Source organism: Streptomyces sp. NPDC037288, from assembly GCF_055603265.1.
In genome coordinates this window covers 58,518-79,753 of the sequence record NZ_JBVJVY010000003.1, presented here as the reverse complement: position 1 = coordinate 79,753, position 21,236 = coordinate 58,518, and the positions used below count along the sequence as shown (strand labels likewise).

Here is a 21,236-nt window from a genome sequence, read left to right as displayed (position 1 = left end):
TATCTGATCAGAAGCTAGCCTCTCGACGGTGTCTGTACAAGACCGTGTCCCCTTCGAGTCGTTCGAGGGGGCGAACGATCGAGGGCCATGGCTTTAAGGTCTGCTCGACGGATTCCCGGAACCGGCAGCACGACCTGGCTGTCTACGAGGGCGTACGACACGATGCGCGACCGGAGGACGACGACATGACGGTGACCCTGGCGGATGTGGCGGCCCGCGCCCAGGTCTCCCCAGCGACGGTGTCGCGCGTGCTGAACGGCAACTACCCGGTGGCCGCCTCCACGCGCGAACGGGTCCTGCGGGCGGTGGACGAGCTGGACTACGTCCTCAACGGTCCGGCGAGCTCCCTCGCCGCGGCCACCTCCGATCTGGTCGGCATTCTCGTCAACGACATCGCCGACCCGTTCTTCGGAATCATGGCGAGCGCGATCCAGGCCGAGATCGGGGGCGTCGGAGGCGGCCGCGCGGGGGGTGAGCGGCTCGCGGTGGTCTGCAACACGGGCGGCTCACCGGAGCGCGAGCTGACGTACCTGACCCTGCTGCAGCGGCAGCGGGCGGCGGCGGTGGTGCTGACGGGCGGGGCCGTGGAGGACGCGCCGCACGCGGCGGCGGTCGCGGCGAAGCTGCGCAAGCTCACGGAGGCCGGGACCCGGGTGGTGCTGTGCGGGCGCCCGCCGGCGCCCGACACCGGCGCCGTCGCCCTCACCTTCGACAACCGGGGCGGCGCCCGCCGGCTCACCGAGCACCTCATCGGCCTCGGCCACCGCCGTCTCGGCTACATCGCGGGCCCCGAGGAGCGTACGACCACCCGGCACCGTCTGGAGGGCCACCGGGCGGCGCTGGCCGCGGCGGGCATCGAGGAGGACCCGCGCCGGACGGTGCACGGGCGCTACGACCGCCAGTCCGGGTACGAGGCCACGGCGGAGCTGCTGCGCCGCGATCCGTCGCTGACGGCGGTCGTCGCCGCGAACGACTCCGTCGCGTTGGGGGCGTGTGCGGCGTTGCGGGAGTCGGGGTTGCGGATCCCGGAGGACGTGTCGGTCGCCGGCTTCGACGACCTGCCCTTCAGCATTGACGCGGTGCCTTCGCTGACGACGGTGCGGCTGCCGTTGGCGGAGGCCGGGGCGCGGGCCGGGCGCATCGCGATGGGGCGGGACGAGCCGCCGCTCGGAGGTGTTGCGGCCGTCCAGGGGGAGCTGATGGTCCGGGGGTCCTCGGGGGTGCCCCGCGGCTGAACTGCCGTAAGGGGGCGTCGCCGTAAGGGGTCCCGTTCACTGCCGGCCGGGAAGCGACCGGCCCAGCAGCGGCAGCGGGGCCTCGCCCCTGCGGCGGTCCCGGTACCAGCGCTTGCCCGTGTCGTAGGCCCGCCGGGCCCGGCGTACCGCGGCGATCTGGGTGGCGAGGTGGACCTGGTAGCGCCAGGGGTGCTGGCGGCCCTGGCGTACCGACATGGCGTAGGCGAAGGAGACGGGGTCGCGGTCCAGGTAGTCGTCCAGCTGCTCGAACCAGGCCATGCTGGAGCGCGCTCCCGCCTGCACGGGGTGCAGTTCCGCACGGCGGTGCCGGTCGTACTCGTGCAGCGCCACCCGCGGATCCGGGTACCGGGCGAGGGCGTGGGCCAGCACGATCGCGTCGATCATCGCCAGCCGGGTGCCGGAGCCCAGCGTGAAGTGTGTGGTGTGCGCGGCGTCGCCGACGAGGACGAGGTTGCCGTCGGTGTCGTCGTACCACGTCCTGTTGCTGAGGTGCTGGAACCGCTGCCACTTCGCCGGTTCGCCGCGTGAGCTGCTGATCAGGGAGTGGCCGTCGAGGGCGCGGTGGAAGATCTTCTCCAGCAGGGGCAGGGACTCCTCGGGTTCGAGCGAGTCGAGGCCCAGGCCCTGCCAGGTCTGCGGTGAGCACTCCACGATGCAGGTGCTGATCCGGCCCTTGACGGACGGGTAGGCGTGGAACCAGATCCAGCCCGCGGCGGTCTCCTCGAAGTCGAACACGAAGCTGTCGAACCGCCGGTCCGTGCCGAGCCAGATGTAGGGGTTGCGGCCGGTCTCGATCCGGGTGCCGAAGTGGCCGGCGCGGCTCTGCCGGATCCGGCTGCCCGCGCCGTCGGCGGCCACGATCAGGTCGGCCTCCGGCAGATCGGCCGGGTCCTCGGGCTTCTGACCGTGCCGGACGTCGACGCCGAGTGCCCGCGCGCGCCGGGTGAGGACGTCCAGCAGGGCCGCGCGGCCCATGCTGTAGCCGTAGCCCCCGAAGTACGCCGTGCCGTCGTGGCGGCTGCCGTGCAGGTGGATCTCCTGGTCCTGCCAGAGCACGGAACCGGCGCTCACCGCGCGGGCGCTCTCGGGGTCGTTGCGGTGCAGGATGTCCAGCAGGTCGTTCCAGTACACGACCCCCCAGCCGTACGTGGCCTCGGGCGGGTCGCGCTCGATGACGATGATCTCGTGCCCGGCGTCCCGCAGCTTCGCGGAGATCGAGAAGTACAGCCCGGCAGGGCCTCCGCCCACGCAGACGATCCTCATCAGGTCCTCCCGCCGCCTTCGCGGTCGCGGGGCCCGAAGGCCCCTGCGTCGTGCCCACCGCAGTTGTCCTGACATGGATCCGGGCGCCCCGTGGGTCGGGCACCCGGATCCCCTGTCGCTGTCAGAGCGTGTCGATCACGACGGCCGGCTCAGTAGTCGTCGTCGTCATCGCCCCAGCCCCAGCCACCGTGGTCGTTTCCTCCTCCCCAACCGTCGCCATGGTCGCCCCAACCGCCGCCATGGTCTCCGCCCCCGCCGCCGTGGTCTCCGCCCCAGCCGCCACCGTTGTCGGAGGCGACGACGTGGTCGGGAGCGGCAGTGGTGGTGGCCGCGCTGGCGGCTCCCGCTCCGGCTGCGATGGCCAGGATCGGTGCCGAGCAGACCGCGACGGCCACTCTCTTGATGCGGGTCGTGTGTGCGCGCATGATGAGCCCCTCTCGGGAGGGTGTGATTGATTTCCGGCGGCCATGACGGGCCGCAGTCCGCGCTCCGGAGCCTGCGCGTAGCTCCGTGCGTCATCCCGCCGCCCACGATGCGCTCGGGCGGCGGATCGTCACTTCCGTTACAGAACGGGCATATGTGACGTTTGTTCTTAAACTACGACGAGAATGCGACGAAGTCAAAAGCAGCGGCGGTGCTGCAAGGGGCCGGGGGCAAGGCCCAACTTCCCGTGCGGACAAGCTGTTTCCGCAGCCGTGGACGCGGACGGGCCGGGGGCTTACGCTCGGAGGACGGTATCTCTGACTGAGTCAAGCATCCGGGGGCGATCATGACCGTCCAGGACGTCCGCGTCTTCAACCGCTTCTACACGGGCGTCATCGGCGCCCTCGACTACGGCCGCCATCTCTACGCCCCGTACAGCCTCACCGAGTCCCGCGTGCTGTACGAACTCGCCCAGGTGCCGCACCTGGACGCGGTCGACCTGCGCACCCTGCTCGGTCTGGACGCCGGGTACCTGAGCCGGATCCTGAACAGGTTCGAGGACGCCGGGCTGATCGAGCGCGGCCCCTCCGAGAAGGATCCGCGCCGGCGCCGGGTGCGGCTGACCACGCGGGGCCGGGAGGCCGCCGCCCTGCTGGACGAGCGGGCCCGGGAGACGGTCGTGGCCATGCTCGACACCGTGGCCCCGGACGACCGGCCACGGCTCGCGGAGGCCATGCGGACCATCCGGGACCTCCTCGGCGAGGGGCGCGCCCGGTCCGGCGAGGTGGTGCTGCGCGAGCCGCTCGCGGGCGACCTCGGCTGGATCGTGCAGCGCAACGCCGCGCTGTACGCGGCCGAGTACGGCTGGAACGCCGACTACGAGGGGCTGGTCGCCCGGATCGTCGCCGACTTCGCCGAGGATCACGACCCTCATCTGGAGCGGGTGTGGATCGCCGAGCGGGGCGGGCGGCCGGTGGGCTGTGTGATGTGCGTACGGGACGACGCGCCCGGTACCGCGCGGCTGCGGCTGCTGCTCGTCGAGCCCGAGGCGCGCGGGCACGGCATCGGGGACCGGCTGGTGCGGGCCGTGATCGACTTCGCGCGCGGGGCCGGTTACCGGGACCTGGTGCTGTGGACCAACGACGTACTGAGCGGTGCCCGCCGCATCTACCAGCGGCACGGCTTCACCCTCACCACCGAGAAACCACACCGCTCCTTCGGCAAGGACCTGATCGGCCAGGACTGGCGGCTGGATCTACGCGGACCGGGTACGTGAGGAACCGCGCCTGCCCTGCCCTGTCCGTCGGTGGCACCCGCCCGTCCGCGATCGGCGGCGCGTCGTCCGTGCCGCCGATAGACCGGACCGTCCCTTCGGCGAGGTCTTGATCGGCCAATACCGGGTGCTGGATCTACGCGAATCGGGCGCGTGGCGAGTAGGGTCCGCCCCATGAAGCTGGCGTTCTCCACTCTCGGTGTCCCCGGCCTGCCCGTCCCGGAGGTCCTCGCGCTCGCGACGGCGCACGGCTACCACGGCGTCGAACTGCGCGCCCACCCGGAGGAACCGGTGCACCCCGGTCTCCCCGCCGCCGAACGCGCCGAGACGGCCGCCCTGTTCAAGGCGGCCGGGGTCGAGGTGCTGGGCGTCGCCGGGTACGCGCGCGTCGCCGCCCCCGGTGACGACGCGCCCGTACTGGCGGAGATCCGGGACCTCCTCCACCTCGCCCACGACCTGGGCGCGCCCTTCGTCCGGGTCTTCCCCGGCGCCGACCCCGAGCGTCCCGCCGAGGAGTCCGACGCGCTCGCCGCCCGGCGGCTCGGCACCGCCGCGGAGGACGCTGCCGCGCTGGGGGTGCGGATCCTGCTGGAGACGCACGACTCGCATCGCACGGGTGCCGACGCGATCCGGGTGCTGGGGCCGGTGGGGCACCGGCAGGTGGGTGCGCTGTGGGACGTCATGCATACCTGGCTGGGCGGTGAGCAGCCCTCCGACACCTATGCGGCGCTCGCCCCGCACCTGGGGTACGTGCAGGTCAAGGACATCGCGTCGGCCGACGACACGCTGCCGCTGCCGCTGGGCTCGGGGGTGCTGCCGCTCACGGAGTGCGTGGATGTGCTCTTGCGGCACGGGTGGGACGGGTGGTTGTGCTGGGAGTACGAGAAGCGGTGGTATGAGGCTGCCGCCCCGCTTGCGGGGTTGCTGGGCGCTGGTAGGGAACATCTGCTGCGCCTGCTGGACGAGGCGGCGTAGGTCCACTGCGGCTACCGGCCACGGGCTGCGGCACCATGGCCGGGTGCGGGTCCGTCGTGGTTTCTCGCGCAGTTCCGCGCGCCCCTGACGGGGCGCTGCCCCGCGACCGCGCCCGGCAGTTGACGGGTCCTCACCAACCGCCCCGAACGCTCACTTGACCTCACACTCGCGCAATTCCCCCTGGCGTGACACCAGTTGCTCCGATAGCTTCCGGCGCACATGTGTCTCACAACAGTCACACAGGGGAGAGTGCGCATGCGCAAGGTGCTCAGATGGCTGCTGGCGCTCGCGGTGTTCATAGGAACGCTCAGCAGCACAGCGGCCGGCGCGGCCACCGCCGCACGGTCCGGGCCCACCGACATCAAGGACCGGCTGCTGTCCATACCGGGCATGAGCCTGATCGAGGAGAAGCCGTATCCCGGCTACCGCTTCTTCGTCCTGAACTACACCCAGCCGATCGACCACCGGCACCCGGACCGTGGCACCTTCCAGCAGCGGATCACCGTGCTGCACAAGGACACCAGCCGCCCGACGGTCTTCTACACCAGCGGCTACAACGTCTCCACGGCCCCCTCGCGCCGCGAGCCCACGCAGATCGTGGACGGCAACCAGGTCTCCCTGGAGTACCGTTTCTTCACTCCGTCCCGCCCCGACCCCGCCGACTGGTCCAAGCTCGACATCTGGCAGGCGGCCAGTGACCAGCACCGGGTCTACGAGGCGCTGAAGCCGGTCTACGGCGGCCACTGGCTCGCCACCGGCGGCTCCAAGGGCGGTATGACGGCGACGTACTACGAGCGGTTCTACCCGCGTGACATGGACGGCGTGGTGGCCTACGTCGCCCCCAACGACGTCGTCAACGACGAGGACTCCGCCTACGACCGCTTCTTCGCGCACGTCGGCACCAAGCGGTGCCGGGACCGGCTGAACGCCGTCCAGCGGGAGGCGCTGGTGCGCCGGAAGCCGCTGGAGCAGCGGTACGCAAAGTACGCCGCCGACAAGGGCTACACCTTCGACACCGTCGGCGGGCTGGACAAGGCGTACGAGGCGGTCGTCCTAGACTACGTGTGGGGCTTCTGGCAGTACAGCCTGCTGAAGGACTGCGACACCGTCCCGGCGGACGCGGCCACGGCGAGCGACGAGGAGATCTGGAACTCGGTCGACACCATCTCCGGTTTCTCCGCCTACACCGACCAGGGCCTCGCGCAGTACACGCCGTACTACTACCAGGCGGGCACCCAGCTCGGCGCGCCGACCATCCACTTCCCGTACATCGGGCGGAAGCTGATCCGCTACGGCTACCAGCCGCCGCGCAACTACGTGCCCCGCTCCATCCCGATGCGGTGGCAGCCCGGTGTGATGCGGGACGTGGACACGTGGGTGCGGCACCACGCCACGCACATGCTCTTCGTGTACGGCCAGAACGACCCCTGGGGTTCGGAGCGGTTCCGGCTCGGTTCGGGGGCGCGTGACTCGTATGTCCTCACGGCGCCCGGCATGAACCACGGCGCGAACGTGGCGGGCCTGGTGCCGGATCAGAAGGGCCTCGCCACGGAGCGCATCCTGCAGTGGGCCGGGGTCTCCTCCGCCGACGTGGCACGGGCCAGGCCGTTGGCGAGGTTCGACGCCGGGCTGGACGGCCGGGACGTCGAGCGCGAGCCCGCGCTGAGGCCGTAGCGGTCGGTCACACCCGCCTGGCGCACCCCACCGGATTCCGGCCCCCCAGCTGGACGTACAACGTCGTCGACGCCGGGCAGTCCTCGCGGTCCGGTGCCGCCTTGGTGACCCGGTACTGGGGCCGGTGTCCGCCGGAGCCGTCGCACGGCGTCTCGCGGACCTGGCCCTCGCCGGAGGTGTACACGCAGTCGCCGGGGATCGTGCGCGGGCCGCCCCCGCCGCCGGGGTCGCCGGGGTGCGGGGGCTCCAGGTCGCGCATGCAGGCGTAGCCCTGGGGGATGGCGCCGTCGCCGTCCTCGTCGCCGGCCGCGGCCTGGGCGCTGACGTGCAGCACGAAGTCGGTCGTCGCCGGGCACGAGGGGCCGTCGCTCGCCGCGCCGTCGTAGCGGGCGACGACCCTGGCCGCCGCCCGCTCGCTGGTGCAGGGCACCTCGGTGAAGCTGGTCGTGCCGAAGGAGCTGCACTCGCCGACCGCGAGGAACTCGGCGCCGTAGCCGCTGGTCGCGGCGGGGGTGGGGCGGGCGTCGCCGACGGGGGCGCCCGCCGGGCCCCGGCAGCCGGTCAGCAGGACGGCCAGCAGCAGGCACGCGAGTCCTGCGGCACCCTTCCCAGGCATGGCAACCCCCCTGACACCCCGGTCCAGCGTGGCCCTTGGCAGCGCGGCCACGCCAGACATGCGGGAGGGTTTCCGCCCATTGGGGGTATTGCGCCCGGTGTGTGGCGTACGGCTAGTACGTCAGCCCGTGCCCGATCGGGTACAGCACCTGCGTGGGGTCGTCGGCCCGCTGCACCGGCACCGGCAGCCTGCCGCGCGGCGCCACGCGTCCGGCGATCACGCGGGCGGCGGCGCGGACTTCGACGTCTGTCCAGCCGTAGGACGCCAGGCAGGCCCGCACGGCGGGGAGCTGGGCCACGTCGTAGGGGTTGCGGACGGCGAGGGCCACCAGGGGGCTGCCGGTGGCCAGCAGCTGGTCCACCAGCGTCTGCTGGGCACTGCCTGCCGTCACGTTGTACGTCGCCACGATCACCGCGTCCGCGTCCTGCGCGGCCGCGACCGCCCGGGCGATGGCCGCGGCGGAGGGCGAGGTGCCGGTGGCCAGGGCCGTGGCGGTGAAGCCCAGCTCGGTGAGGGCGTCCGCCAGCACGGCGGTGGGCGGGCCGGTGGTGCCGGAGGGGGAGGCCGGGTCCGCGCCGACGACGAGGAGGCGGGGCGCGGTGCGGGGGGCGAGGGGGAGGGTGCGGCCCTCGTTGACCAGCAGGGTGGTGGTCCGCTCGGCGATCCGGTCGGCGGCGGCCAGGTGCGCCTTGGTGCCCACCGTGCGCTCGATGCGGGTCCGGTCGGGGTACGGGTCGTCGAGGAGGCCGAGCCGGGCCTTCAGGCGCAGGATGCGCAGGATCGATTCGTCCAGCCGGGACTCGGTCAGCTCACCGTCCTGGACGGCCTTCAGTACGGCGTTCCAGGCCACGTCCAGGAACGGCGGGTTGAGCAGCTGGTCGACGCCGGCCTTGAGCGCGAGCACCGGCACCCGGTCGTCGCCGTACTTGGTGCGCACACCCTCCATGCCGAGGGAGTCGGTGATCACGACCCCGTCGTAGCCGAGTTCGCCGCGCAGGATGCCGGTGAGGATCGGGTGCGAGAGGGTGGCCGGGTCGCCGGAGTCGTCGAGGGCCGGGAACTGGATGTGCGCGGTCATGACGGAGTCGATGCCGGCGGCGATCGCCTCCCGGAACGGTACGGCGTCCAGCTTCTCCCACAGGTCCCGGCTGTGGGTGATGACGGGGAAGCCGGTGTGGCTGTCGACGGCGGTGTCGCCGTGGCCCGGGAAGTGCTTGGCGGTGGCCGCGACCCGGGATTCCTGATAGCCCCTCACCTCGGCGGCCACCAGCGCGGCGACCGCGTCCGGGTCGGCGCCGAACGACCGTACGCCGATGACCGGGTTGGCCGGGTTGACGTTGACGTCGGCGTCCGGGGAGTAGTCCTGGTTGATGCCCATCGCGCGCAGCTCGGCGCCGGAGATCCGGCCGAGGGTGTGCGCGTCGGAGCGGGAGCCGCCGGCGCCGACGGCCATGGCGCCGGGGAAGAGGGTGGCGGGCTTGCCGACCCGGCAGACCGCGCCGTGCTCCTGGTCGGTGGCGATGAGCACCGGCAGGCCGCGCGGCTGGTCCAGGCAGGCCTGCTGGATACCGGCGGAGAGGTCCGCGATCTGGTGCGGGTCGCGGGTGTTGTGCGCCCAGGTGAAGTAGATGATCCCGCCGACGCGGTACTTCGCGATCAGCTCGGCGGCCGTGCGGACGCCGATCTCCTTGAGGTTGGCGTCGATGTCGGCCTGGTCGGGGGTGGTGGCGGAGTGGCCGTAGACCCGCATCACGAAGAGCTGGCCGACCTTCTCCCGCAGCGTCATCCGGGAGATCAGGGCGTGCAGCCGGCGGTCGTCACCGGGTGCGGCGGCGCGGGCGGTCGTCGGTACGGTCAGCGCGGCGGTGAGGCCCGCGGTGGCGGCGAGGACGGCGCGTCTGGAGGGCCGTGCGGTGTTTCCCGTGCTTCCCGTGCTGGTGTCGCTTCCCGTGCTGGTGTCGGGCACGTGCGCTCCTTCCAGAGGAGAACCGCTGAAGGAAACTTCCGAGGAGTCACCAATATCCAGGAAGTTTCTTTCCGTCAAGGGAATGCACAGTAACCGCAGAAGGGGCCGTCACCGGCGCAGGGGAGGGGGCGCGTCGGGGCGGCGCACCGTCGGCCGTGCCGCGGCGCAGAGGGTGGGCCGCCGTGCGCGGCCGGTGGGACGAGCGCGAACGGTGCCCGTTCCAGTCCCTGTGCGCGGGCTCACCGTGAACATGCGGGGCATCTCCGACACCATGCCGACGCCGGCCGCGATCGCGCCGTTCGCCTCCGGCCCGGCCCGCATCGAGGACGTGGCCCACACCCGGGTGAGGGAGTGCGACCGGCTCAAGGCATGCGCGGACGACCTGCGGCGGCTCGGCGTGGGCGTGACGACCGGCCCCGGCCGGATCGGGATCCGGCCCGGCACACCCGTCTCACCTACGACGACCCGGGCTGCGTCCGCAAGACGTTCCCGCAGTTCCACGAGACGTTCGCGCGGCTGCGGGAAGCGCGGTGACCGGGCCGTCCGTCAGCACAGGATCCAGCCCGAGCTGGTCGACCCGTGCGGCCCCACCGAGCCCCTGATCCACACACAGCGACGGCCGGCGTGCACCGTCACCGGGCCCGCGTGGTGCCGGTAGCTGCCCTGGTCGACGACCGCCCGGCCGCCGCGTGCCTGGACGCTCACCGACATCGTCTGCGTAGGGCCGGGGTGCCGGGCCATGGTGACGGCGCAGATGTAGCCGTCGCGCTTGTAGACGTGCGTGACCCCGCTGCTGAACGGCAGGGTCCGTACCTCCCGCCCGGCGCACCCGCCGGCCGTGCCCGCCTCGGCGGTGCCCGATGTCACGAGACCGAGCACTCCGGTCGCGGCCAGCACAGCCGCGCCGAGCGCCAGGCGCCGACGTATCCCACCACTGTCCACTGTCGTCCTCCCCCGCATGCGGTCGCGCACCCGCGGATGCCGTACTGATGTACGGACGCGCGACGTATGTCGGATGGTTGCACGGCCGTCAGCGGCACGCGTCGACGGGGTCCTCGGAAACGTCCTCAGCGGGACGCGGTGACCGGCTCCTCGGGCTCGGGGCGGCCGATGAAGGTGCGCCACAGTTCGGCGTACCGGCCGTCGCGGGCGAGGAGCTCGTCGTGGGTGCCGTCCTCCGCGACCCGGCCGTGGTCCATCACGACCACCCGGTCCGCGCGGGCCGCCGTGGTCAGCCGGTGGGCGACCACCAGCGTCGTACGGCGGCCCGCCAGGCGGTCGGTGGCCTGGGTGACCTGGGCCTCGGTGGCCAGGTCCAGGGCGGCCGTGGCCTCGTCCAGCAGCAGGATGTCGGGGTCGACCAGCTCGGCGCGGGCGAGCGCGATCAGCTGGCGCTGGCCGGCCGAGAGGTTACGGCCGCGCTCGGCGACCTCGTGCAGATAACCGCCGTCCAGCGTGGCGATCATGTCGTGCGCGCCGACCGCCCGCGCCGCAGCCTCCACCTCGGCGTCGGTGGCGTCGGGACGGCCGTAGGCGATGGCGTCCCGGACCGTGCCCGGGAAGAGGTAGGCCTCCTGCGGGACGACCCCGAGGCGGTGCCGGTACGAGGTCAGGTCCAGGGCGCGCAGATCCGTGCCGTCGACCGTGACCCGCCCCGCGGTGGGGTCGTAGAAGCGCGCGACCAGCTTGACGAGGGTCGACTTGCCGGCACCGGTCTCGCCGACGAAGGCCACGGTCTGCCCGGCGGGGATCGTCAGGCCGATGCCGGTCAGCGCCTCTTCCTCGCCCCCGTACGCGAAGTGCACGTCCTCGAAGGCGATGTCGCCCCGCAGGGAGAGGACCTCCAGGGGCTCGTCCGCCGACTTCGTGGACGTCGGCTCGCGCAGCAGCTCCTGGATGCGGCCCAGGGACACCGTGGCCTGCTGGTAGCCGTCGAAGACCTGGGAGAGCTGCTGGACCGGGGCGAAGAACAGGTCGATGTAGAGCAGGTACGCGACCAGGGCGCCGGTCGTCAGCGTGGCCGCCTCGATCCGGTGTGCGCCCGCGATCAGCACACTCGCCGCCGCGACCGACGACAGCAGCTGCACGAACGGGAAGTAGACCGATATCAGCCGCTGGCCGCGGATGCGGGCGCTCCGGTAGCTGTCGCTGCGCTCGGTGAACCGCCGCCGGCTGTCCCGCTCGCGCCGGAAGGCCTGCACGATCCGCAGCCCGGCCACCGACTCCTGCAGGTCGGCGTTGACCGACGACACGCGTTCCCGGGCCAGTTCGTACGCCTTCACGCTCGCCCGGCGGAAGAAGAAGGTCGCGACGATCAGCGGGGGCAGCGTCGCGAAGACCACGAGGGCGAGCTGGGGGTCGATCACCAGCAGGGCGGCCATGATGCCGAAGAAGGTGACGACCGAGACGAAGGCCGTGACCAGGCCGGTCTGCAGGAAGGTCGACAGGGCGTCGACGTCCGTCGTCATCCGCGTCATGATCCGGCCGGTCAGCTCGCGCTCGTAGTAGTCGAGCCCGAGCCGCTGGAGCTGCGCGAAGATCTTCAGCCGTAGCGTGTACAGCACCCGCTCGCCGGTACGGCCGGTCATCCGGGTCTCGCCGATCTGCGCGGCCCACTGCACCAGCACGGTCACCAGCGCGACCAGCGAGGCCGCCCAGACCGCGCCGAGGGCCGCCTTCGTCACACCGGAGTCGATGCCGTGCCGGATCAGCACCGGCAGCAGCAGGCCCGCGCCCGCGTCCACGGCGACCAGCAGCAGGCTGAGCAGGAGGGGCCCGCCGAAACCGCGCAGCAGGCGGCGCAGGCCGTAGGAGTTCTCGCGGCGGACCGCCCGGGCCTCGTCGACGTCCGGGGTGTCGGTGGCCGGCGGCAGCGCCTCGACCTGGGCGAGGAGTTCCGGGGTGGCCGGGGTGCCGGACAGCGCCTGGTCCTTGGGCTCCCGGTCGCCGGTCCACAGCCGGGGGGTCACGCCCCGCTCGGCGTCGAACTCGGCGTCCAGCTCCTCGCGGACGGAGGTGTCCTCGTCCGGCAGGGCGGGCTCGGCGTGGCCCGGCGAGACCCCGCCCAGCTCGTCCGGGTCGGTGAGCAGCCGCCGGTACAGCGCGGACCGCTGCTGGAGTTCCTCGTGGGTGCCGAGGTCGGCGAGCCGGCCGCCGTCGAGCACGGCGATGCGGTCGGCGAGGTTGAGGGTGGAGCGGCGGTGCGCGATGAGCAGGGTCGTACGGTCCTGCATGACGTGCTTCAGCGCCTCGTGGATCTCGTGCTCGACGCGGGCGTCCACGGCCGAGGTGGCGTCGTCCAGGACCAGCAGGCGCGGGTCGGTGAGCAGGGCGCGGGCGAGTGCGACGCGCTGGCGCTGGCCGCCGGACAGGGTCAGGCCCTGCTCGCCGACCTTGGTGTCGTAGCCCTCGGGCAGCTCGGCGATGAAACGATCCACCTGGGCGGCGCGGGCGGCGGCCTCGATCTCCTCCTGTGTGGCGTCCGGGCGGCCGTAGGCGATGTTGGCGCGGACGGTGTCGGAGAAGAGGAAGGAGTCCTCCGGCACCAGCCCGATCGCCGCCCGCAGCGAGTCCAGGGTCAGCTCGCGCACGTCGTGGCCGCCGATCAGGACGGCGCCGTGGGTGACGTCGTAGAAGCGGGGGAGCAGCAGGGAGAGGGTGGACTTGCCGGAGCCGGAGGAGCCGACGACGGCCAGGGTCTCGCCCGGCCGGATCTCGAAGCTCAGCCCGCCCAGGACCTTGGACCCGCCGTCGTACCCGAAGGACACGTCGTCGAACTCGACGGTCGCGGGCGCGTCGGCCGGCAGCGTCTTCGTGCCGTCCCGCATCGTCGGCTCGGTGTCGATCAGCTCCAGGACGCGCTCGGTGCCGGCCCGGGCCTGCTGGCCGACGGTGAGGACCACCGCGAGCATGCGTACCGGGCCGACCAGCTGGGCGAGATAGCTGGAGAAGGCGACGAACGTGCCGAGCGTGATGTGCCCGCGCACGGCCAGCCAGCCGCCGAGGGCCAGCATGGCGACCTGGCCGAGGGCGGGGACGGCCTGCAGGGCGGGGGTGTACCTGCTGTTCAGCCGGATGGTGCGCAGCCGCCCGGCGAAGAGCCGGCGGCCGACCTCCCGGAGTTTCCCGGTCTCCTGCTCCTCCTGCCCGAAGCCCTTCACCACGCGTACGCCGCTGACGGCGCCGTCGACCACTCCCGCGACGGCGGCGGCCTGGGCCTGGGCGTACCAGGTGGCGGGGTGGAGCTTGCTGCGGCTGCGCTTGGCGATCGCGTACAGGGCCGGTGCCACGGCCAGGGCGACCACGGTCAGCGGCAGCGACAGCCACGCCATGATCACCAGGGAGATCAGGAAGAGCAGGACGTTCCCGAGGGTCATCGGGAGCATGAAGAGCAGGCCCTGGATCAGCTGCAGGTCGCTGGTGGCCCGGCCGACCACCTGCCCCGTCGACAGCTCGTCCTGGCGCCGGCCGTCGAGGCGGGTGATCGTGCCGTACATCTCGGTCCGCAGGTCGTGCTGGACGTCGAGGGCGAGCCGGCCGCCGTAGTAGCGGCGGATGTAGGTGAGGACGTAGACGAGCAGGGCGGCGGCTATGAGAGCGCCGGCCCAGGGGCCCATGGAGCGGGTGTGGTTCCCGATGACATCGTCGATGATCACCTTGGTGATCAGCGGGACCACGGCCATGACCGCCATGCCGGCGAGCGACGATGCGAGGGCGAGGACGACGTCCTTCGGATACCGCCAGGCGTATGCCGCCAGACGTCGTGCCCATCCCCGTTGCGCTGCCACGCCGGTGCCCTCCTGTTGTCCTGCTCTACCGGAAGGCACCAACGCCGGCGGATGCGGATTTCATCCCTCCGCAACAAACGGCACCCGCACCCTCAGGAAGAAGAACCGCGTCGTCTGGGCCGGATTCTGGTTGTCGTCGCTCACCAGCAGGACCTTCAGACGGCCGGTGCGGTCACGCCCCGTGATCGTCATGCCCTCGATGTTGTCCAGCAGGGGATTGGGCTGGGGCTGTCTGGCCGCGGCGCCGAGGCTCGGGCAGTCGGCGATGTCCGTCAGCAGGGTCTTCCCGATCGGGCGGACGGAAGACTGACCGGTCAGGTTCTCGACGCCGCTGGTGTCGGTCGCCCGGCGGAGGTCGGCCAGGTAGAGGCGGACGGTGTTGCCGACGCCGGCGGTGAAGCCGCGCTCCAGGACGAGGAGGCGGCCGTCGGGGGTGGCCTGGACCTCGGGGACGCCGAGGCCGGCGTCGGTGCGGTAGGCGTACTGGGCGGCGAGGCGGAAACGGCCGTGGTGGCGGGTCCAGGTCTGGAAGCGGACGATCCCGGTGGCGTCACCCGAGATCGCGTCCTCCATGGAGGCCAGCAGGGTGCGACCGCCGGGCAGCAGGGTCAGGCCCTCGAAGGTCTGGTTGGCCGTGGCGCGGCCGGCCGGGGCGGCCAGGAGGGGGGACGGGACCGGGAGCCGGTCGAGGATCCCGCCGTCGACGGAGTAGCGGCGGACGGACGGCTCGGTCTCGGAGGTGATCAGCCGGGTGCCGTCCCTGTCGACGACCAGGCCCTCGGAATCGAGGTCGGCACCCTTCTCGTCGGCGAGGTGGACGGCCGCCTTCGGCTGAAGGGTCGTCGGGTCCAGGGTGAACAGGGACGAGCGGTCCTCCAGGGCCGCGAGCGAGCCGTCCCGGTCCACCGCGAGGGCGGAGAAGTTGCCGACGAACGTGCCGTCGTACGTCGTCTTGTCGAGCGCGTCGGAGAAGCGGTCGAGGGAGACGGCCGGCGAACAGGCATTGCCGTTCGCGGAGTTGGCGGCGGTCGCGGGCCCGGCGGCGGTCAGGGAGCTGGCCGCCGCCAGGCCGGCGGTGAGGACGGCGAGTACGGTTCTCAGGCGCATGCCGGTCACCGTAGGGCGGGCGGGTGTCCGGCGGGAGTCCGCCCCGTGAACCACCTCGCGCGGCGTCAGCCCTGCGGCGGCACCGCGACGAACGCCTCGCTGGGCTCGCTGGTCGGGGTGTAGACGGCCGTGCCGGGCGTGGCCGGCACGATGTCCCTGTGGATGGCCCTGGCGACGCTCTGGATGGTGCTGACGCCGTAGTCCATGGTGCTGTTGTCCTGCGTCAGCACCGAGATCATGTAGTCGTGGCCGGCGCCGTTGAAGGTGCCGAGGCTGTGCACCCGCCAGCCGTGCGTCGCGCGCTGCAGCCAGCCGTTCTTGACGTGCACGGAGACCGTGGACGGAGCGCCGGCCGGGGTGCCCCAGCGCTGGTCGGAGACGACCTGGCCCATCAGCTTCAGGATGTAGGCGCGGGCGTTGTCGCTCAGCACGCTGTTCCTGGCGGTGATGAGCTTGAGCAGCTTCTGCTCGTCCGTGACGTTCTCCTGGGTCAGGCCCCAGTAGCCGTCCGCGCCCGGCACGGTCCGGGTCATCCCGGCGGCGGCCAGGAAGCCCTTGATCTTCGTCATGCCCAGCTGCTTCCACAGCGCGGTCGTCGCGTCGTTGTCCGACTGGGTGATCATGGCCTTGGCGAGCGACGTCTCACGGTCGGTCAGGTAGCGGTTGTGCTTCTTGGCGTCCCACAGCAGCGTGGCGAGCACGGTGACCTTGACGGTGCTGGCCGAGTCGTAGGAGCTGGTCGCGCGCAGGGTGCAGGTGGTGCTGGTGCTGCGGTCGTACAGGCCGACGGCAACCGTGCCCTTGCGGTTCGCGAGAGCGGCCGTGATGTCCTTCTGCAGCTTGGCGGCGAGGCCCGCCTTGGCGGAGGTACAGCTGACGGTGGGCGGGGCCGCCGCGGCCGGGGTGGCGGCGGCCACGGTGGGTATGAGCACGCCGGCGCCGAGGGCTGCCGCCAGCACTCTGGCGCGTCGGGTCATGCGGTGGGTCATGGAAGGGTCCCCCTGGGAACGTCGTTGTGGGCGCAACACCGGCGCCTTCTGGGTTGACTCGTCGCGGCGGCCGGAAGTTGTACGCATGTTCCCAGGGCGGGAGTTCCAAGTGGCCGACGGGTGGCAGTGATTCGTTCACGCGGGAACAAAGGGAAGGTCAACAGAGGTAAGCGCGACGGCCGTTCGCGACGCGTTCCAGTCGATACCGGACGTGTGGCTGAACGCCCCGCCCCGGCCGGGCCGGCGGACCGGGCACCCCGCTGGTCCCTGCCGGCGCTGCTCGCGATCACCTCGACCTCGAAGTCGCCCTCGTCCCCGCCCTCCTCGGCCGACCGGTCCGCCCTGTACCGCCTGAACCCGTCGGACGTGACCTGACCTGCTGTCCAGGGCTCCGTGTCAGACCCCACCGGTACTGTCGGAGTCATGGCTCAACAGGCGGGGACCCAGAGCGGTGAGCGGCGGCTCGCTGTGCTCGAAGGCGTGCTGGAGCGGATCACGTACGCCAACGAGGAGAACGGCTACACGGTCGCCCGGGTCGACACCGGAAGAGGCGGCGGCGATCTCCTCACGGTCGTCGGCGCGCTGCTCGGTGCCCAGGTCGGGGAGTCCCTGCGGATGGAGGGCCGCTGGGGATCGCACCCGCAGTACGGCAAGCAGTTCCATGTCGAGAACTACACGACCGTCCTGCCCGCCACCGTCCAGGGCATCCGGCGCTACCTGGGATCCGGGCTGGTCAAGGGGATCGGGCCGGTCTTCGCCGACCGGATCACGCAGCACTTCGCCCTGGACACGCTCCGGATCATCGAGGAGGAGCCCAAGCGCCTCATCGAGGTGCCCGGCCTCGGCCCCAAGCGGACCAAGAAGATCGCCGACGCCTGGGAGGAGCAGAAGGCGATCAAGGAGGTCATGCTCTTCCTCCAGACCGTCGAGGTGTCCACGTCCATCGCCGTGCGGATCTACAAGAAGTACGGGGACGCGTCGATCCGGGTCGTGAAGGAACAGCCGTACCGCCTGGCCGCCGACGTCTGGGGCATCGGCTTCCTCACCGCCGACAGGATCGCCCAGTCCGTCGGTATCCCGCACGACAGCCCGGAGCGGGTGAAGGCCGGGCTGCAGTACGCCTTGTCCCAGTCCGCCGACCAGGGTCACTGCTTCCTTCCCGAGGAGCGGCTGATCTCGGACGCGGTGAAGCTGCTCGCCGTCGACACCGGGCTCGTCATCGAGTGCCTCGCCGAGCTGGCCGAACCCGCAGAGGACGGCGCCGACCCCGGTGTCGTACGGGAGAAGGTGCCCGGACCGGACGGTGACGCCGGCGAGCCCGTCACCGCCGTCTACCTCGTCCCCTTCCACCGCGCCGAGCTGTCCCTCTCCGCCCAGCTGCTGCGCCTCCTGCGGACCGACCAGGACCGGATGCCCGCCTTCCGGGACGTGGACTGGGACAAGGCCCTCGGCTGGCTGAAGGGCCGTACCGGCGCCGACCTCGCACCCGAGCAGGAGGCCGCCGTCAAGCTCGCGCTCAGCGAGAAGGTCGCCGTGCTCACCGGCGGGCCGGGCTGCGGCAAGTCCTTCACCGTCCGCTCGATCGTGGAGCTGGCCCGGGCCAAGCAGGCCAAGGTGCTGCTGGCCGCCCCGACCGGGCGTGCCGCCAAGCGGCTGGCCGAGCTGACCGGAGCCGAGGCCTCCACCGTGCACCGGTTGCTGGAGCTGAAGCCGGGAGGGGATGCGGCGTACGACCGGGACCGGCCGCTCGACGCCGACCTCGTCGTCGTGGACGAGGCCTCCATGCTGGACCTCCTCCTCGCCAACAAGCTCGTCAAGGCCGTGCCCCCCGGTGCTCATCTGCTCTTCGTCGGAGACGTGGACCAGCTGCCCAGCGTCGGCGCCGGTGAGGTGCTCCGGGATCTGCTCGCCGACGGCAGCCCCCTCCCCGCCGTCCGGCTCACCCGGGTCTTCCGGCAGGCCCAGCAGTCCGGCGTCGTCACCAACGCGCACCGGATCAACGCCGGGCAGCATCCGCTCACCGACGGGATGAAGGACTTCTTCCTCTTCGTCGAGGACGACACCGAGGAGGCCGGGCGGCTCACCGTGGACGTGGCCGCGCGGCGGATTCCGGCCAGGTTCGGGCTGGATCCGCGCCGGGACGTGCAGGTGCTCGCGCCCATGCACCGGGGGCCGGCCGGGGCCGGTGTGCTCAACGGCCTGCTGCAGCAGGCCGTCACGCCCGGGCGGCCCGACGTGCCGGAGAAGCGGTTCGGAGGCCGGGTGTTCCGTGTCGGCGACAAGGTCACCCAGATTCGCAACAATTACGAGAAAGGGAAGAACGGTGTCTTCAACGGCACCGTCGGCGTCGTCACCTCGCTCGACCCGGTCGACCAGCGCCTGACGGTGCTGACGGACGAGGATGAGGAGGTTCCGTACGAATTCGACGAACTGGATGAACTGGCGCATGCGTACGCGGTGACCATCCATCGGTCGCAGGGGAGTGAATACCCCGCCGTGGTGATTCCCGTCACGACCGGAGCATGGATGATGCTCCAGCGGAACCTGCTCTACACGGCGGTCACCCGGGCCAAGCGGCTGGTCGTCCTCGTCGGTTCGCGCAAGGCGATCGGACAGGCGGTGCGCACGGTGTCGGCCGGACGGCGGTGCACGGCCCTCGACTTCAGGCTGGCGTAACCGGCTCGTACGCCTGGCGGACGGCATCACAAAAAATGATCGATCAAATGAGTCGTGAAGGTCACAGAGCACTTCCAGATGCCGTTCGGAGGGGGCAGGATGAGCAGGTTGGCGGCACTGAGTGCCGCCGATAGGCCCAATGGTCGACCCCGAGTGCACTCTCCTGAGCCAAATGGGGGATGGTAGAGACAGTCAGGGCACCTCGAAGATGAGGCACTACGTCGGTGAGGGAAGACGTGAGCGACAACTCTGTAGTACTGCGGTACGGCGACGACGAGTACACCTACCCGGTGGTCGACAGCACCGTCGGTGACAAGGGCTTCGAGATCGGGAAGCTCCGCGGCCAGACCGGTCTGGTGACTCTGGACAGCGGTTACGGCAACACGGCCGCCTATAAATCCGCGGTCACCTACCTCGACGGCGAGGCGGGCATCCTCCGCTACCGCGGCTACCCCATCGAGCAGCTGGCCGAGCGCTCCACCTTCCTCGAGGTGGCGTATCTGCTGATCAACGGCGAGCTGCCCACCGTCGACGAGCTGACGACGTTCAAGAACGACATCACGCGGCACACCCTGCTGCACGAGGACGTCAAGAACTTCTACAAGGGCTTCCCGCGCGACGCCCACCCGATGGCCATGCTGTCCTCGGTCGTCTCGGCGCTGTCCACCTTCTACCAGGACAGCCACAACCCGTTCGACGAGAAGCAGCGTGACCTCTCCACGATCCGGCTGCTCGCGAAGCTGCCGACGATCGCGGCGTACGCGTACAAGAAGTCGATCGGCCACCCGTTCGTCTACCCGCGCAACGACCTGGGCTACGTCGAGAACTTCCTGCGTATGACCTTCTCGGTCCCGGCGCAGGAGTTCGAGCTGGACCCGGTCGTCGTCGCGGCGCTGGACAAGCTGCTGATCCTGCACGCCGACCACGAGCAGAACTGTTCGACCTCGACGGTCCGCCTGGTCGGTTCCTCGCAGGCCAACATGTTCGCGTCGATCTCGGCCGGCATCAGCGCGCTGTGGGGTCCGCTGCACGGCGGTGCCAACCAGTCCGTGCTGGAGATGCTCGAGGGCATCCGCGACTCCGGCTCCGACGTCGACACCTTCATCCGCAAGGTGAAGAACAAGGAGGACGGCGTCCGCCTGATGGGCTTCGGCCACCGGGTCTACAAGAACTTCGACCCGCGTGCCAAGATCATCAAGGCCGCCGCGCACGATGTGCTCTCCGCGCTGGGCAAGGAGGACGAGCTCCTCGACATCGCCCTGAAGCTGGAGGAGCACGCGCTGTCGGACGACTACTTCGTCGAGCGCAAGCTGTACCCGAACGTCGACTTCTACACCGGTCTGATCTACCGGGCCATGGGCTTCCCGACCGAGATGTTCACGGTCCTGTTCGCCCTCGGCCGCCTGCCGGGCTGGATCGCCCAGTGGACCGAGATGATCAAGGAGCCGGGTTCGCGCATCGGCCGCCCGCGCCAGATCTACACGGGTGTCGTCGAGCGCGACTTCGTGCCGGTCGAGGAGCGCTGACACCTGCCGGTGGGGGCGCCGCCTGGGCGGTGTCCCTCTGGGTGGCCGTTGGTCCCGGGGGTTGCTCCCGGGGTGGCCCGGTCACGGGCGTGGTCGAGCGCGACTTCGTGCCGGTTCAGTGGCGCTGACACCTGCCGGTGGCGCCGCCGCTTGGGTGGTGTGCCCTGCTTCCGGGCGCCTGGGGGCGGTGAGCCCTCCGGGCGCCTGACGGGCTCTCGAGGAAAGGCCGCGGAGAGACGTCGCAGCGACGAGCGGAAAAGCGGAAGGCGCCCTGACGCCGGTCCCCCCACGGGCCGACGATCAGGGCGCCTTCCCATGTCCCGGTGCGGATTCCCCCCACGGGATCCGGCCGGGCGCTCGGAGAGGACAGCGCCTGAATCGCTGTCTGTGGGCAGAATGAGCAAAACTCGTCCTGCCCCGGTGATGCGGTGCGATCTGCCGGGACAACGCACGCTGGGAGGGCCGCTCAAAGCTCCCCGGTGTGCGTGCCCCGGCAACGCATCTCTGAGGAAGTCCCCCAAGACATCCCCAGATGCCGACCGGCGCCCCCCAAGACGCCGAACCGACATCGCCAACTTAGACCTTCGAACCCCTTCGATGGTTACGTTCGCATCACTGTGATCTGCGTCTCTTGCATATGTCCTTTAGGTGCGCAAGAGCCCCGATACGGCGATCGAGGCTCAAGCGTAAGGATGATGCGCGAGC

The 21,236-nt window shown here is 71.2% G+C and carries 15 protein-coding genes and 1 pseudogene; 8 read left to right on the top strand and 8 right to left on the bottom strand.

Going from position 1 to position 21,236, the window contains the following annotated elements:
• The first annotated feature begins 185 nt into the window (after positions 1 to 185).
• Complete coding sequence (locus ACZ7GZ_RS04460) at positions 186 to 1,235, top strand: LacI family DNA-binding transcriptional regulator (RefSeq protein ID WP_471020879.1); 1,050 nt, start codon at positions 186 to 188, stop codon at positions 1,233 to 1,235.
• 36 nt (positions 1,236 to 1,271) lie between these two features.
• Here the strand turns inward: ACZ7GZ_RS04460 and ACZ7GZ_RS04455 are convergent, their stop codons facing one another.
• Positions 1,272 to 2,519, bottom strand: coding sequence for an FAD-dependent monooxygenase (locus ACZ7GZ_RS04455; RefSeq protein ID WP_471020877.1), 1,248 nt, complete (start codon positions 2,517 to 2,519; stop codon positions 1,272 to 1,274).
• A 149-nt stretch (positions 2,520 to 2,668) separates the two neighbouring features.
• Positions 2,669 to 2,944 (bottom strand): hypothetical protein, encoded by a 276-nt coding sequence (locus ACZ7GZ_RS04450; RefSeq protein WP_471020876.1) that lies wholly within the window; start codon positions 2,942 to 2,944, stop codon positions 2,669 to 2,671.
• A 344-nt stretch (positions 2,945 to 3,288) separates the two neighbouring features.
• Between ACZ7GZ_RS04450 and ACZ7GZ_RS04445 the strand changes: the two genes are divergently transcribed.
• From ACZ7GZ_RS04445 to ACZ7GZ_RS04435, 3 genes are all read left to right on the top strand, one after another.
• Complete coding sequence (locus ACZ7GZ_RS04445) at positions 3,289 to 4,218, top strand: GNAT family N-acetyltransferase (protein WP_471020874.1); 930 nt, start codon at positions 3,289 to 3,291, stop codon at positions 4,216 to 4,218.
• 171 nt (positions 4,219 to 4,389) lie between these two features.
• Positions 4,390 to 5,190: a sugar phosphate isomerase/epimerase family protein gene (locus tag ACZ7GZ_RS04440; protein ID WP_471020873.1), complete on the top strand. Its 801-nt coding sequence runs from the start codon at positions 4,390 to 4,392 to the stop codon at positions 5,188 to 5,190.
• Between the two features lie 255 nt (positions 5,191 to 5,445).
• Entirely contained in the window at positions 5,446 to 6,864 is a 1,419-nt protein-coding gene (locus tag ACZ7GZ_RS04435; RefSeq protein WP_471020871.1) for a S28 family serine protease, read from the top strand.
• 7 nt (positions 6,865 to 6,871) lie between these two features.
• On the opposite strand, the gene ACZ7GZ_RS04430 is transcribed toward ACZ7GZ_RS04435, so the two are convergent.
• Together ACZ7GZ_RS04430 and ACZ7GZ_RS04425 are read right to left on the bottom strand one after the other, a co-directional pair.
• Positions 6,872 to 7,480 carry a hypothetical protein gene (locus ACZ7GZ_RS04430; RefSeq protein WP_471020869.1) on the bottom strand — a complete coding sequence of 203 codons (609 nt, stop codon included), beginning with the start codon at positions 7,478 to 7,480 and terminating at the stop codon, positions 6,872 to 6,874.
• A 112-nt stretch (positions 7,481 to 7,592) separates the two neighbouring features.
• On the bottom strand, positions 7,593 to 9,446 hold the full coding sequence (locus tag ACZ7GZ_RS04425) for a glycoside hydrolase family 3 protein (RefSeq protein ID WP_471020868.1): 1,854 nt from the start codon (positions 9,444 to 9,446) through the stop codon (positions 7,593 to 7,595).
• 202 nt (positions 9,447 to 9,648) lie between these two features.
• Here ACZ7GZ_RS04425 and ACZ7GZ_RS04420 point away from each other — a divergent pair.
• Positions 9,649 to 9,980, top strand: a pseudogene (locus ACZ7GZ_RS04420) (3-phosphoshikimate 1-carboxyvinyltransferase); the annotation flags it as partial.
• Positions 9,981 to 9,992: 12 nt separating this feature from the next.
• Here ACZ7GZ_RS04420 and ACZ7GZ_RS04415 read toward each other — a convergent pair.
• From ACZ7GZ_RS04415 to ACZ7GZ_RS04400, 4 genes are all read right to left on the bottom strand, one after another.
• Positions 9,993 to 10,388 carry a hypothetical protein gene (locus ACZ7GZ_RS04415; RefSeq protein WP_471020866.1) on the bottom strand — a complete coding sequence of 132 codons (396 nt, stop codon included), beginning with the start codon at positions 10,386 to 10,388 and terminating at the stop codon, positions 9,993 to 9,995.
• Positions 10,389 to 10,513: 125 nt separating this feature from the next.
• Entirely contained in the window at positions 10,514 to 14,233 is a 3,720-nt protein-coding gene (locus ACZ7GZ_RS04410) for an ABC transporter ATP-binding protein (RefSeq protein ID WP_471020865.1), read from the bottom strand.
• A gap of 60 nt (positions 14,234 to 14,293) precedes the next feature.
• Positions 14,294 to 15,340 carry an esterase-like activity of phytase family protein gene (locus tag ACZ7GZ_RS04405; RefSeq protein WP_471020864.1) on the bottom strand — a complete coding sequence of 349 codons (1,047 nt, stop codon included), beginning with the start codon at positions 15,338 to 15,340 and terminating at the stop codon, positions 14,294 to 14,296.
• A 65-nt stretch (positions 15,341 to 15,405) separates the two neighbouring features.
• Complete coding sequence (locus tag ACZ7GZ_RS04400) at positions 15,406 to 16,329, bottom strand: serine hydrolase (protein WP_471020862.1); 924 nt, start codon at positions 16,327 to 16,329, stop codon at positions 15,406 to 15,408.
• Positions 16,330 to 16,542: 213 nt separating this feature from the next.
• Between ACZ7GZ_RS04400 and ACZ7GZ_RS04395 the strand changes: the two genes are divergently transcribed.
• The 3 genes from ACZ7GZ_RS04395 (at position 16,543) to ACZ7GZ_RS04385 (ending at position 20,531) form a co-directional block, all read left to right on the top strand.
• Entirely contained in the window at positions 16,543 to 16,704 is a 162-nt protein-coding gene (locus ACZ7GZ_RS04395) for a hypothetical protein (RefSeq protein WP_471020861.1), read from the top strand.
• 48 nt (positions 16,705 to 16,752) lie between these two features.
• Complete coding sequence (recD2, locus tag ACZ7GZ_RS04390) at positions 16,753 to 19,005, top strand: SF1B family DNA helicase RecD2 (RefSeq protein ID WP_471020860.1); 2,253 nt, start codon at positions 16,753 to 16,755, stop codon at positions 19,003 to 19,005.
• A gap of 236 nt (positions 19,006 to 19,241) precedes the next feature.
• A complete protein-coding gene (locus tag ACZ7GZ_RS04385) occupies positions 19,242 to 20,531 on the top strand; it encodes a citrate synthase (RefSeq protein ID WP_471020858.1) in 1,290 nt (429 codons plus the stop codon).
• Positions 20,532 to 21,236 lie beyond the last annotated feature (705 nt).

Coding starts and splice junctions, on each gene's coding strand:
- ACZ7GZ_RS04460 (WP_471020879.1), top strand. CDS start 186: ATGACGGTGACCCTGGCGGATGTGGCGGCCCGCGCCCAGGTCTCCCCA.
- ACZ7GZ_RS04455 (WP_471020877.1), bottom strand. CDS start 2,519: ATGAGGATCGTCTGCGTGGGCGGAGGCCCTGCCGGGCTGTACTTCTCG.
- ACZ7GZ_RS04450 (WP_471020876.1), bottom strand. CDS start 2,944: ATGCGCGCACACACGACCCGCATCAAGAGAGTGGCCGTCGCGGTCTGC.
- ACZ7GZ_RS04445 (WP_471020874.1), top strand. CDS start 3,289: ATGACCGTCCAGGACGTCCGCGTCTTCAACCGCTTCTACACGGGCGTC.
- ACZ7GZ_RS04440 (WP_471020873.1), top strand. CDS start 4,390: ATGAAGCTGGCGTTCTCCACTCTCGGTGTCCCCGGCCTGCCCGTCCCG.
- ACZ7GZ_RS04435 (WP_471020871.1), top strand. CDS start 5,446: ATGCGCAAGGTGCTCAGATGGCTGCTGGCGCTCGCGGTGTTCATAGGA.
- ACZ7GZ_RS04430 (WP_471020869.1), bottom strand. CDS start 7,480: ATGCCTGGGAAGGGTGCCGCAGGACTCGCGTGCCTGCTGCTGGCCGTC.
- ACZ7GZ_RS04405 (WP_471020864.1), bottom strand. CDS start 15,340: ATGCGCCTGAGAACCGTACTCGCCGTCCTCACCGCCGGCCTGGCGGCG.
- ACZ7GZ_RS04400 (WP_471020862.1), bottom strand. CDS start 16,329: ATGACCCACCGCATGACCCGACGCGCCAGAGTGCTGGCGGCAGCCCTC.
- recD2 (WP_471020860.1), top strand. CDS start 16,753: ATGGCTCAACAGGCGGGGACCCAGAGCGGTGAGCGGCGGCTCGCTGTG.